Below are 12,470 nucleotides of genomic sequence, written 5' to 3' on the forward strand. Positions count from 1 at the left end.
CCGGCGCACGCACTTGATCTTCCGCCCCCGGCTGGTAAGAGCGCCCCATCTGCCGCTGCCACATTTCTCTCAAGGAACGCGCCTCATGGACATCGCCGCCCTGCGCAACGCCCACCCCGAACACTGGAACATGGCCGCCGCCATCCGCGTGCTAACGCTCGACGCCGTCGCCGCCGCCAATTCGGGCCACTCCGGCGCGCCGATGGGGATGGCCGACATCGCCACGGTCCTGTTCACCAAGCACCTCAAGTTCGACGCCGCGGCGCCGAACTGGATCGACCGCGACCGCTTCATCCTGTCGAACGGCCACGGCTCGATGCTGCTTTATTCCCTGCTGCACCTGACCGGGTACGAGCAGTTCCCGATCGAGGAAATCAAGAACTTCCGCCAGCTCGGCTCCCGCACCGCCGGCCACCCCGAGAACTTCCTGGCGCAGGGGATCGAGACGACGACCGGCCCGCTCGGCCAGGGCATCGCCAACTCGGTCGGGTTCGCCATGGCCGAAGAGATGCTGCGCGCGCGCTACGGCAAGAAGGTCTTTGACCACAACACCTATGTCTTCGCCGGTGACGGCTGCCTGATGGAAGGTGTCAGCCAGGAGGCGATCACGCTCGCCGGCCGGCACCAACTGTCCAAGTTGATCGTGGTCTGGGACGACAACGACATCACCATCGACGGCAAAGTCTCGCTCGCCGATGCGACCGACCAGGTGAAGCGCTTTGAAAGCGCAGGCTGGCACGTGCAGGAAATCGACGGCCACGACCCCGAGGCGATCGACGCCGCGCTGACGGCGGCGAAGAAATCGGACCAGCCCTCGATGATCGCGGCCAAGACGCATATCGCCATCGGTTCCTCGGCGCAGGACACCTCCAAGGGCCACGGCGCGCTGACCGATCCCAAGCTGATCGAAGATGCCAAGGCCGCCTACGGCTGGACCGCCCCCGCCTTCGAGATCCCCGCCGACATCAAGTCGAGCTGGGAGGACGCCGGCCGTCGCGGCGCCGAGGCGCGTTTCGCCTGGGAAGAGGCGTTCTCGGCCCTGTCCGACCGCAAGCAGGGCGAGATCAACCGCGTCATGGCGGGCGAGGCCCCGGCCAAGCTCGCCTCGGTCATCCGCGCGCTGAAAAAGCAGGTCAGCGAGAGCCAGCCCAAGGTGGCGACCCGCAAGAGCTCGGAAATGGTGCTCGAGGTGGTGAACCCCGTGATGACCGAGACGGTGGGCGGCTCGGCCGACCTGACCGGGTCGAACAACACCAAGACGGGCGACATCAGCGTCTTCGACGTCGACAACCGCGACGGCCGCTTCGTGCACTGGGGCATCCGGGAACACGGCATGGCCTCGGCGATGAACGGCATGGCGCTGCACGGCGGCATCCGGCCCTACTCAGGCACCTTCATGTGCTTCACCGACTACGCCCGCCCGGCGATGCGCCTGTCGGCCCTGATGAAGCAGCCGGTGGTCTACGTGATGACCCACGACTCCATCGGCCTGGGCGAAGACGGCCCGACCCACCAGCCGGTCGAACACCTGTCGATGCTGCGCTCGACGCCGAACATGCTGGTCTTCCGCCCCGCCGACACGGTCGAAACCGCCGAGGCCTGGGAAATCGCGCTGACCCAGCAAGGCACGCCGTCGGTCCTGTCGCTGACGCGCCAGAACGTGCCGACCGTGCGCAAGGACCACAAGACCAAGAACCTCGTCGCCCAGGGTGCCTATGTCCTGGCCGAGGCCGAGGGCAAGCGGCAGGCGATCCTGCTGGCCACCGGCTCCGAGGTCGAGATCGCGCTGGCCGCGCGTGACCTGCTGCAGGCCGAGGGCATCGGCACCCGCGTCGTCTCCATGCCCTGCTGGGAGCTGTTCGAGGCGCAGGACGAAGCCTACCGCAAGCGCGTGCTGCCGGGTGGCGCGGTTCGCGTCGCGGTCGAGGCCGGCGTGCGCATGGGCTGGGACCGCTGGCTCTCCGGCGAACGCGGGCGCGAGGCCAAGGCCGGTTTCGTCGGCATGGACGGTTTCGGCGCCTCCGCCCCGGCCGAGGTGCTCTACGAGCATTTCGGGATCACACCACAGGCGGTGGCCGACAAGGTCAAGTCTCTGCTCTGAGACGGAAAAACAGGCCGGGCCGCAAGGTCCGGCCTTTTCATTTGCGCTGTTGCATCGGCGGCTCTGGACCCTGCCGGACGCGGGCCTAGGATGGCCGCGACCAATCCAGAGGACCCCACCCATGTCGCTTCCCAAGACCCTGCTCTTCGCCCCGAACGCCGACAGCTTCGCCGACGCGATCCGCGCCATCGCACCCGAGGCCGAGATCCTGACCGCCGTCGATGCCGAGAGCGCGATCGCACAGGCCGAGGGGATCGAGGTGCTGGTCACCATGGGCGCAGCCCTGACGTCCGACGTGCTCAAGGCCATGCCGGGCCTCAAGTGGATCCAGGCGCTGTCGGCCGGGACCGATCACATCCAGCGGGTCGAGGGGCTGTCCGAGGACATCGCCCTCACCTCGCTGTCCGGCGCGCACGGTCCGCAGATGTCGGAACTGGCGATCATGATGATGCTCGCCCTGCCCCGCAAGCTGCGCCTGACGCTCGAAAACCAGGCGGCGCACCAGTGGAAGCGGACGAACGTGACCACGATGGAGGGCAAGACGCTCTGCATCCTCGGCCTCGGCGCGATCTCCGAGGCGCTGACCGCCCGCGCCCTGCCCTTCGGGCTGACCGTGACCGGCGTGTCCGACGGGCGGACCGAGATGCCGGGCGTGAGCCGCATCTATCCCTACGCCGACCTCGCCAAGGCGGCGGCAGAGGCCGATTTCCTCTGCATCCTGTCGCCCCTCACCGAACGCAGCCGCGGCATCGTCAACGCCGAGGTGCTCAAGGCGCTTGGCCCGGACGGCTACCTGATCTCGATGGGCCGCGGCCCGGTGGTCGACGAGGATGCGCTGGCCGCCGCGCTGACCGACGGCACCATCGCGGGCGCAGGGCTCGACGTCTTCGTCACCGAGCCGCTGCCCGAGGAAAGCCCGTTCTGGGCGATGGAGAACGTCATCGTCACCCCGCATATCGGCGGGCTGTCGGACCGCTACCCGCAGCAGGCCGCGCCGATCGTGGCGGGCAACCTGCGGGCCTGGGCAGACACGGGCGCCGCCGGGCTCAAGAACCGCGTCAGGTGACAGCGCCGGCCCGCGCCCCCGGCCGCTCGGCCCCCGGGGCGCCGGCCCGGGCAAAGGCCCGGGTCGCGCCGGGCCGGTGAAACTGTTGCCGCGCGGCGCCGTCGTCGCGCGCCATGGCCGGCAGGATCGCGAGCGCGATGAGCGTGGCGAACGACAGCCAGACCACCGCCACGGACATCGACGCATCGCCCGCACGGCGGGGCATGCGGCGGGCCAGCAGGCAGGCATGGCATTCGACGATGAAGGGCTGCACCAGCGGCATGGGCCGGCCCAGCCCCGTCGGCCCTGCCGCGACTGGCGGATCGAACGACGCAGGCGTGATGGCCGTTGCGAAGACGGTCGCCGGGGCCGGATCCTGCAGGGGGTCGACAGTGGCCGCGGTTCCGGCGCCGCACGCAAGGCACAGCGCCACGAACCATGCGGCGACAAGGTACCTCAACATGACAGATCTGCCCCGTGGGGCCGGGAACGGCCCGGCCGCGTGTCCATGATCCCCACAAGGCGCCCTGTGCCGTGTCCGGCGGTCCCCAACCTGGTGCCCTGCGCGACGATCGGCGAATCCCGTTAAATGCGGATGAAGCAGTTCTGAAGATCGGGTTAAGCGCCAATCGGCCGGATTAGCCTTTATTGACGCCACCCCATCGACAGGGTTAGCGCCACCATGGCACGACGATCCGCTCGTTAACGCTAACACATTGATATTCGACGCTTATCGCCCTTTATCTTTGGGGCAATCTGCGGCATGAGAGCCGCAAAATCCCTTTCTGGAGCTGCCCCCATGACCGTCACGATTGGCATCAACGGATTTGGCCGCATTGGCCGCTGCACCCTCGCCCACATCGCCGAGAGCGGGCGCAACGACGTGCAGGTCGTCAAGATGAACGCCACCGGCCCGATCGAGACCAACGCGCACCTGCTCCGCTACGACAGCGTGCACGGCCGGTTCGGCGGCACCGTCAAGACCGAGGGCAACACCATGGACCTCGGCCGCGGCCCGATGGAGGTCTTCTCGACCTACAACCCGGACGAACTCGACTGGTCCGGCGTCGATGTCGTGCTGGAATGCACGGGCAAGTTCAACGACGGCGAAAAGGCCAAGGTGCACCTGGAACGCGGCGCCAAGAAGGTGCTGATCTCGGCCCCCGCCAAGAACGTGCAGAAGACCATCGTCTACGGCGTGAACCACCGCGCGTTGGAATCGACCGACACGATGATCTCGAACGGGTCCTGCACCACCAACTGCCTGGCCCCGCTCGCCAAGGTGCTGCACGAAGGCATCGGCATCGACAGCGGCATCATGACCACGATCCACAGCTACACCGGCGACCAGCCGACGCTGGACCGCCGCCATTCCGACCTCTACCGCGCTCGCGCCGCCGCGATGTCGATGATCCCGACCTCGACCGGCGCCGCCAAGGCCCTGGGCGAGGTGCTGCCCGAGATGAAGGGTCGCCTCGACGGGTCCGCCATCCGGGTGCCGACGCCCAACGTCTCGGCCGTGGACCTGACCTTTGTCGCCATGAAGGACGTGACCGCCGAGGACGTGAACGAGGTCGTGCGCGAGGCCGTCGCCGGTCACATGGGTGCGGTCATGGCCTATGACCCGGAGCCCAAGGTCTCAGTCGATTTCTGCCACACCGAACAGTCGTCGATCTTTGCCCCCGACCAGACCAAGGTCACTGGCAAGCGGCTGGTCCGCGTACTGGCCTGGTACGACAACGAATGGGGCTTCTCCTGCCGGATGGCCGACGTTGCCGCCGCCATGGGCCGCCTGATCCACTGATCGCGGGCGGTGCCCGAGAGGACACGCACCACGTTGCCCAAACACGAAGGCTTGCCACCCCGACAGGTGGCAAGCCTTTTGCTTTCGGAATCACGGACAGAAGCGCGTGCCCCGCCCCGTCACTCCGCCGCGACCGCCGAGATCTCCCCTTCGCGCGTGAGCCAGGCGATCACGGCGAGGCCGAGCGCGACCAGCGACAGGAGCGCCCCGGCCCAGTTCGGCGAGGCCAGCCCGAACCCGGCAGCGATCGTCGCACCCCCGACCCAGGCCCCGATGGCATTGCCGAGGTTGAACATCCCGATGTTGACCGAGGCAGCCATGGTCGGCGCGCCCGCGCGGCTCGCGCGGTCCATCACCAGCTTCTGGATGGGCGAGACGGTCGCGAAACCGAAGGCCGCCATCAGAAACACCGAGGCCGCGGCGATGGCCCAGTTGCCGACACCGAGCCAGAAGACCAGCAGAACCGCCGCCTGTGCGGCAAGGGTGACGAAAAGTGTCCCGAACAGCGACCGGTCGGCGAAGCGCCCGCCGATCCAGTTGCCGACCGCCAGCCCGAGGCCGAAGAGCACCATCAGGCGGGCGACACCGGCATCCGAGACCCCGGCCTCTTCGACCATCATCGGCGCGATGTAGGTGATCGAAGTGAAGAACGCCGCCGGTCCGAAGACCGTGATGCCCATGGCCAGAACCACCTGCGGATCGACGAAGGCGCGCAGTTCGGCCCTGAGCGCGATGGCCTTGCCCGCCGCGACCCTCGGCACGAGCAGCACGATGCTTGTCACCGTGACTAGGCCGATCCCGGCGATCAGCCAGAACACCAGCCGCCAATCGTAGGTCTGCGCCAGCCACGTCCCCGCGGGTACACCAAAGAGATTGGCCAGCGTCAGCCCCGAGAACATGAAGGCGATGGCGCTGGCCTGCCGGTCCCTTACCACCAGCGAGGCGGCGATGATCGACCCCAGGCCGAAGAAGGTCCCGTGGTTGAACGCCGTGAGGATGCGGCCCGCCAGCGCGATCGGGAAGGTCGGCGCGAGCGCGGTGACGACATTTCCGAGGGTGAAGACCAGCGCGAGCGCGATCAGCATGGTCTTGCGCGGCACCCGCGCGCCGAGGACGGTCAGGATCGGCGCGCCGACGAAGACGCCAAGCGCATAGGTGGTGGCCATCAGCCCCGCGGTCGGGATGTCGATGCCGAAGTCCAGGGCGATCTGTGGCAGGATGCCGGCGACGACGAATTCGGTCAGTCCGATACCGAATGCGCCGATCGCCAGCGCGAAGAGGGCGGCTGGCATGCGGAGGTCTCCAATAGAGGTGTTTCGCGCCGAACGATGTTCGGCTACACCGCCCATATGAGACATGGAGTTCGGAGATAAACCCGATATGGCCGAGATCGAGAAAGAAACAGATGTGGTTCGGCAGACGCGTCATCATCCGGCCGACCTGGACCGGATCGACCGAAGGATATTAGGTGCTTTGGCCGAGGACGCGTCGCGCAGTTATGCCGAGCTGAGCAAGATCGTGAACCTTTCGGCCCCCGCGGTGCACGACCGGGTCAAGCGGCTGAAGCGTGACGGGGTGATCAAGGGGACGGTTGCGGTTCTCGACGGCTGCAAGCTGGGCCGGACGCTGCTGACCTTCCTTGTCGTGGACACCAGCAGCTACAGCGCGACGCGCAACCTGCTGCGGTTCGCGGACCGGGCCGAGGTCGAGGAGCTTCACACCGTCGCGGGCGACGGCTGCGTGCTGATCAAGGTGCGCGCGGTCGATACCGAGGGGCTCGAGCGCTTCCTGATGGAAATCCAGAGCCTCGAAGGCGTGCGCTCGGTCCGGAGCTACATCACGCTCTCGACCTTTCTCGAGCGTGGGCCTGCGCCGGATTGAGGCGCGCGGCGGCCGGGGATCGCGAGGCACCGGTCAGGCGGTGCGGCTGGGGCGCTCCCCCGTCTCTCCCGAAGCACTTATGAAACGATGACGGCGGACGTCAGGACGCCGCCGCCTCACGGACGGGGCCTTCGATGAGGCCCATCAGGCTGCCGAAGTAGCCGGCGGAGCGCGCGGGCTGGTTCGGGTCCGAGGTGATCGCGATGCTGAGGCCGCGGCCCGGCATGACGCAGATGACCTGGCCACCGTAGCCCCGCGCCAGCGCGTAGCGGTCAGCCTCCTGCCCCCCAGGAACCAGCCGTACCCATAGTCGAGCCCCGACCACGGCGACCGCGCGCGCGGCACGAAGCTGGCCCTGAGCCAGTCGGCCGCGATCACCTGGCGGTCGTTCCAGCGACCGTCCTGTCGCACCATTTCGGCGATGCGCAGCATCGCGCGCGGGCTCATCGCCATCTCGTTCCCGCCCATGTAGCGGCCCTGCGGATCACGGGTCCATGGCGGGATGTCGATGCCGAGGGGCGCGCCCAGCCAGTCGCGGGCAAGCGCCAGGAGCGACCGGCCCGTCGCCTCGGACAGGATCGCGCCGAGGACGTGGAAGCTGCCGGTGGAATAGAGCATCCGCCCGCCGGGCTCAGCCACGAAATCACGCGACAGGGCGTCGGCCACCCAGTTGCCGCTCGACACCCAGGCGCCGTAGTTCGGGCCCGAGGTCCGGTCGAGCCCCGCGCGCATGGTAACGAGGTCCTCGAGCGTTAGGTCCGCGACCCGCGGATCGGCGCCGCGCGGGATCAGCGCCGGGGCGACCGTGGCCAGGGTTGCGTCGATCCCCGGCACCGCACCGCGGTCGATGGCAATCCCGGTCAGCAGCGCGACCAGCGATTTCGACACCGATTTCACATTCGCCACCCGGTCGAGGCCGGGGCCGCGGAAGGCGCGTTCCAGCACCGTCTCGCCGTCCCGCGCGACAAGGATGGCATGCATCTGCGCCTGCTGGCCCGCCGCCTCGGCCACGGCGTCCCAGCCAGTGGACTGGGCGCTGAGCCGCGGCGCGGACAGGGTGACGAGGGCGGCGGCGGTGCCAATCAGGGTGTCGCGGCGGGTGAGGTTGCGTGTGCTCATGATCCGCAGGATGCCGCGCCCCGGGGCGAAGGCAACGCGGGGCGGCGTCGCGGGCGTTCACATCCGCTTGTGTGCCACCGCCTTGACCAAATCCGCGGGCCGGATATGTTAGCGCTAACCGAAGGGACACGGGCCGCGCCCAAGCCGGATCGCGGTGCCGCGCCAGGACCGGAAGGACCCTGCCATGACCACCACTCTTGCCATCAACGGGTTTGGCCGCATCGGCCGCAACGTGTTGCGCGCCATCGCCGAGAGCGGCCGCGACGACGTCGAGGTTGTCGCGATCAACGACCTGCAGCCGGTCGAGACCAACGCGCACCTGCTGCGCTACGACAGCGTGCACGGCCGCTTCCCCGGCGAGGTGACGGTGGCGGGCGACACGATCGATTTGGGCCGCGGCCCGATCCGGGTGACCGCCGAGCGCGATCCCGCCGCCCTGCCCTGGAAGGACGTCGATATCGCGCTGGAATGCACCGGCTTTTTCACCGATCGCGAGGCGGCGGCGCGCCACCTCGAGAACGGCTCGGCCCGGGTGCTGGTCTCGGCCCCGGCCAAGGGGGCGGACCGCACGGTGGTCTTCGGCGTGAACGAGGGCGCGCTGACGTCCGAAGACCTTGTCGTCTCGAACGCGTCGTGCACCACCAACTGCCTCGCCCCGGTGCTCAAGGTTCTGCACGAGGCTATCGGCGTCACCCGGGGTTTCATGACCACGGTTCATTCCTACACCGGCGACCAGCCGACGCTCGACACCGGGCACAAGGACCTCTACCGCGCCCGCGCGGCGGCGCTTTCGATGATCCCGACCTCGACCGGCGCCACGCGGGCGGTGGAACTGGTGCTGCCGGACCTCGCCGGGAAGCTCGACGGGGTGGCGATCCGGGTACCGACGCCGAACGTCTCGTGCATCGACGTGACCTTCGACGCCGCCCGCCCCACCACGGTCGAAGAGGTGAACGACGTGATGCGCGCCGCAGCCGCCGGGCCGTTGAAGGGCGTGCTGGGCGTTACCGAGGACAAGCTCGTCTCGGTCGACCTGAACCACGTGGCAAACTCGGCCACCTTTGCGACCGACCAGACCCGTATGCTCGACGGCGGCTTTGTCCGGGTCCTGGCCTGGTACGACAACGAATGGGGATTCTCGAACCGGATGGCCGACGTGGCGGCGGCGATGGGGCGGCTGATCCGGTGAGGCGCTGCCGCTGCGGCAGCCGCACACGGCGCGCTTGATCCGTGCCCCACGCTCGGGCATAGCCGATAGGGATACCGCAACCGGGACCGGCATGACGAACCAGATCGCCCTCGTGATTGGCCTGACGCTGGCCGCGCTGATCGGGCTGGATGCATTGCTGTTCGATTGGGCCAACACACTGTTTCTGGCGAAGAAATTTGCCGATCTGGTTGAGTGGATGGCATTCTGGCGGTAACGGAGGAGGACCGGGTTCGCGCAGGAGGTGCGGCCCCGGCGCAAGACGAGGAGCCCCGCCCGGCATGAACGCCGTTCTCATCGCCATCTTCAGCGTGCTGGGGGTCATCGCCCTCGGCCTGCTGGGCCTGTTCATCTACACGCTGATCAAGAAATTCCAGGTCGAACGGGCGGTCCCGCCACGGGGCGCCTTCATCGACACCTCGGTCGGGCGGCTGCACTACCTGACCTGTGGCCAGGGTCCGGACATCTTCATGATCCACGGCCTTGGCGGGCAGATGGGCAACTTCGACTGCGGGCTGGTGGACGAACTGGCGCGAGACTACCGCGTGACGGTGATCGACCGCCCCGGCATGGGCTATTCCGAACGCCGCTACCCGACGCCGACCAACGTGACGGCGCAGGCCGCTCTGATGGAAGAGATCGTCACCACGCTCAAGCTCGACCGGCCGCTGATCGTCGGCCATTCGCTGGGTGGCGCGATCGCGCTGGCGATGGCGCTGCGCGGCAAGATCCCGATGCGCGGCCTTGCCCTCCTGGCCCCGCTGACCCTGCCGGTGGACCACATCTCCGAGGCCTTTGACGGCGTCGCGATCCGGTCGGACCTGATGCGCCGCTTCATCGGCTGGACCTTTGCCGTCCCGACCATGATCCGCCGGCCCGAGCCGGTGCGCGAGCTGATCTTTGGCCCCGAGGACGTGCCACCGGGCTACATCGTGAAGGGCGGCGGCCTGCTGTCGCTGCGGCCACGCCATTTCATCGAGACCAGCCGTGACTTCGTCCAGTCGGGCGACGACCTGCCGGCGATGGCCCGCCAATATGCCAAGCTGCGGGTGCCGGTGCGCATACTCTACGGCACCGGCGACCGGATCCTCGACCCCGAGTACCACGGGTCTGACCTCGTCGCGCGGCATCCGCAGATCGCGCTCGAGCTGATCGAGGGTGGGCACATGATCCCGGTCACGCAGCCCGTCCGCTGCGCGGCCTTCATCCGCAAGGCGATGCTGTCAATGCCCTGAGGCGACCCGCGCCTCAGTCCTTGCCGAGCTTGGCCATCAGGCGTTCGCGCACGGCGGGGGTGACGAAGTGGGTCACGTCGCCATCAAGGCGGGCGATTTCCTTGACCAGCTTCGAGGCGATCGCCTGGTGCTTGGCCTCGGCCATGAGGAACACCGTCTCGACCCGCTTGTCGAGGACGCGGTTCATGCCAACCATCTGGTATTCATACTCGAAATCCGCCACGGCGCGCAGGCCACGGACGATGATCTGGGCGCCGACATCGTGGGCACAGTGGATCAGCAGGTTCTCGAACGGATGGGCGACGATCTCGGTCCCGGTCTCTTCGCTCAGCTTGCCGACTTCGGCCTCGATCATCTCGACCCGCTCTTCGAGGCTGAAGAGCGGTCCCTTGTCGCGGTTGATCGCGACGCCGATCACCAGCCGGTCGACCAGGGCCGCACCACGGCGGATGATGTCGATATGGCCATGGGTGATGGGATCGAAAGTTCCGGGGTAGAGGCCGACGCGCATGGCAATCTCCGCAGGTTCAGGTTCCGCGGCACGCAACAATATTACGTTCGGGAATGCAAGGGGGGCCGAACCGGCTTCACATGGGCAGACAGGGCCGTATGGCCGCGGGTGTCAGCGCCCGGTGATCATGTCCTCAAGCGCGGTCTTTTCCATCGACAGCTCGCTGAGGCGTGCCTTGACCACGTCGCCGATGGTGACGATGCCGATCAGTTGGCCGTCCTCGACCACCGGCATGTGGCGGAACCGCCCCTCGGTCATGCGTTCGAGCACGGAGTGGGTGGTGTCGCCGCGCTTGCAGCAGACCGGGTTCGGCGTCATCAGCGCATCGGCCCGATCGTCGAGGCAGCTGGGACCCTTGGTCGACAAAGCGCGGACGATGTCGCGTTCCGACAGGATGCCCTCGACCGTGGAACCGTCGGAAGACACCACCACCCCGCCGATCCTGTGCTCGGACAAGAGGCGCGTGATATCGGTGATCGACGTCTCCGGGGTCGTGGTGACGACCGCGGCGCTACCCTTGGAGCTGAGAATCTGCTGGACGAGCATGGTGATGCCTCCCTTCGGCTTCCGGCCTCCTCCAACCGGAGATGTCAGGCTCACTCACCTGCGACAATCTGTCAAGTCGAACCCTCGAGTCTCGCGATTTCGCGCCGCAACCCCTCTGTCAGGGCGCTGGAAAAGCGGTTCATTCGCTCAAGACGTGTGTCGTCTGCATGCCGCACGAGGTAGAACGTCCGCGTCAGGGCAAAGGCCTCCGGCAGGACCTTTCGGACCCCGTCGGCCGAGGGCAGAGCGAAGTCGTGGACGATGCCCAGCCCCCCGCCCTGCCGGATCCAGTTGAACTGCACCGAGACCGAGTTCGAGGCGAGCGAGACACGGTCGATCCCGAGCTCTCCGAGATAGTCGAGTTCCTTGTCGAAGATCATGTCGGGGATGTAGCCGATCATCCGGTGGCCGCGCAGGTCCGCCAGCGCCCTGATCGGCGGAGCATCGGCAAGGTAGCGGTCCGAGGCGGCGAGGTGCAGGTGGTAGTCGCTGATCTTTTGCACCGTCAGCCGCCCCGCGGTCGGAGGTGACACGGTGATGGCAAGGTCCGCCTCGCGCCGGGTCAGGTTGAAGAGCCGCGGCAGCGCGACGATCTGCACCTCTAGGTCAGGGTTCTCGGCGACGATGCGGCTGCAGACCTGCGGTAGCAGGAAGTTCGCCACCCCGTCCGGCGCGCCCAGCCGGATCTGGCCCGACAACTGCCCGGCCTGCCCCCGGATCTCTTCTTCCGCAGCAAGGATCGCCTGTTCGGCCAACTCCGCGTGGCGCAGCAGGCGCTGCCCCGCCTCGGTCGGGGCGTAGCCCTGCGGCGACTTGGCAAAAAGCGTGGCCCCCAGCTGCTCCTCGAGCCGGGCGATGCGGCGTCCCGCGGTGGCCGGATCGACCAGCAGCCGTTTGCCCGCGCCCGACAGGCTCTCCTCCCGCGTGACGGCAAGGAAAATCTTCAGGTCATCCCACTGCATCTGGCACCTCCCTTTGCAAATTCGCAAAGCACGTTTGAGACCTTTCCCCTTCCAGCCCG

Annotated in this window: 12 protein-coding genes and 1 pseudogene; 7 read left to right on the forward strand and 6 right to left on the reverse strand. The window is 67.7% G+C overall.

Going from position 1 to position 12,470, the window contains the following annotated elements; genetic code table 11:
- The first annotated feature begins 85 nt into the window (after positions 1–85).
- Positions 86–2,101 carry a transketolase gene (gene tkt, locus ACE2AC_RS06350; RefSeq protein WP_375691259.1) on the forward strand — a complete coding sequence of 672 codons (2,016 nt, stop codon included), beginning with the start codon at positions 86–88 and terminating at the stop codon, positions 2,099–2,101.
- Positions 2,102–2,222: 121 nt separating this feature from the next.
- On the forward strand, positions 2,223–3,167 hold the full coding sequence (locus ACE2AC_RS06355) for a D-2-hydroxyacid dehydrogenase (RefSeq protein WP_375691260.1): 945 nt from the start codon (positions 2,223–2,225) through the stop codon (positions 3,165–3,167).
- Here ACE2AC_RS06355 and ACE2AC_RS06360 read toward each other — a convergent pair.
- Positions 3,160–3,609: a hypothetical protein gene (locus tag ACE2AC_RS06360; RefSeq protein WP_375691261.1), complete on the reverse strand. Its 450-nt coding sequence runs from the start codon at positions 3,607–3,609 to the stop codon at positions 3,160–3,162. The two genes, ACE2AC_RS06355 and ACE2AC_RS06360, sit on opposite strands and share 8 nt — an antisense overlap.
- 336 nt (positions 3,610–3,945) lie before the next feature.
- On the opposite strand from ACE2AC_RS06360, the gene gap (ACE2AC_RS06365) reads away from it, so the two are divergent.
- On the forward strand, positions 3,946–4,950 hold the full coding sequence (gene gap / locus ACE2AC_RS06365) for a type I glyceraldehyde-3-phosphate dehydrogenase (RefSeq protein ID WP_375691262.1): 1,005 nt from the start codon (positions 3,946–3,948) through the stop codon (positions 4,948–4,950).
- Positions 4,951–5,069: 119 nt separating this feature from the next.
- Here gap (ACE2AC_RS06365) and ACE2AC_RS06370 read toward each other — a convergent pair whose 3' ends face one another.
- The gene (locus ACE2AC_RS06370; protein ID WP_375691263.1) at positions 5,070–6,242 is read right to left on the reverse strand and encodes an MFS transporter; all 1,173 of its coding nucleotides are present in this window, start codon (positions 6,240–6,242) and stop codon (positions 5,070–5,072) included.
- A gap of 181 nt (positions 6,243–6,423) precedes the next feature.
- On the opposite strand from ACE2AC_RS06370, the gene ACE2AC_RS06375 reads away from it, so the two are divergent.
- A complete protein-coding gene (locus ACE2AC_RS06375) occupies positions 6,424–6,831 on the forward strand; it encodes an Lrp/AsnC family transcriptional regulator (protein ID WP_375691264.1) in 408 nt (135 codons plus the stop codon).
- Between the two features lie 100 nt (positions 6,832–6,931).
- Here ACE2AC_RS06375 and ACE2AC_RS06380 read toward each other — a convergent pair.
- A pseudogene (locus tag ACE2AC_RS06380) lies at positions 6,932–7,950 on the reverse strand (serine hydrolase domain-containing protein).
- Between the two features lie 184 nt (positions 7,951–8,134).
- Here ACE2AC_RS06380 and gap (ACE2AC_RS06385) point away from each other — a divergent pair.
- The 3 genes from gap (ACE2AC_RS06385) (at position 8,135) to ACE2AC_RS06395 (ending at position 10,392) form a co-directional block, all read left to right on the forward strand.
- Entirely contained in the window at positions 8,135–9,139 is a 1,005-nt protein-coding gene (gene gap / locus ACE2AC_RS06385; protein ID WP_375691265.1) for a type I glyceraldehyde-3-phosphate dehydrogenase, read from the forward strand.
- Positions 9,140–9,230: 91 nt separating this feature from the next.
- Positions 9,231–9,374 carry a hypothetical protein gene (locus ACE2AC_RS06390; protein WP_375691266.1) on the forward strand — a complete coding sequence of 48 codons (144 nt, stop codon included), beginning with the start codon at positions 9,231–9,233 and terminating at the stop codon, positions 9,372–9,374.
- 64 nt (positions 9,375–9,438) lie between these two features.
- Positions 9,439–10,392, forward strand: coding sequence for an alpha/beta fold hydrolase (locus ACE2AC_RS06395; protein ID WP_375691267.1), 954 nt, complete (start codon positions 9,439–9,441; stop codon positions 10,390–10,392).
- A 13-nt stretch (positions 10,393–10,405) separates the two neighbouring features.
- Here ACE2AC_RS06395 and coaD read toward each other — a convergent pair whose 3' ends face one another.
- From coaD to ACE2AC_RS06410, 3 genes are all read right to left on the reverse strand, one after another.
- Positions 10,406–10,903, reverse strand: coding sequence for a pantetheine-phosphate adenylyltransferase (gene coaD / locus ACE2AC_RS06400; protein ID WP_375691268.1), 498 nt, complete (start codon positions 10,901–10,903; stop codon positions 10,406–10,408).
- A gap of 111 nt (positions 10,904–11,014) precedes the next feature.
- Positions 11,015–11,449, reverse strand: a complete 435-nt coding sequence (locus ACE2AC_RS06405) for a CBS domain-containing protein (RefSeq protein ID WP_375691269.1) — start codon at positions 11,447–11,449, stop codon at positions 11,015–11,017.
- 71 nt (positions 11,450–11,520) lie between these two features.
- The gene (locus ACE2AC_RS06410; protein ID WP_375691270.1) at positions 11,521–12,411 is read right to left on the reverse strand and encodes a LysR family transcriptional regulator; all 891 of its coding nucleotides are present in this window, start codon (positions 12,409–12,411) and stop codon (positions 11,521–11,523) included.
- Positions 12,412–12,470: the final 59 nt, after the last annotated feature.

The organism is Pseudooceanicola sp. LIPI14-2-Ac024, from assembly GCF_042188925.1.
GTDB lineage: Bacteria > Pseudomonadota > Alphaproteobacteria > Rhodobacterales > Rhodobacteraceae > Pseudooceanicola.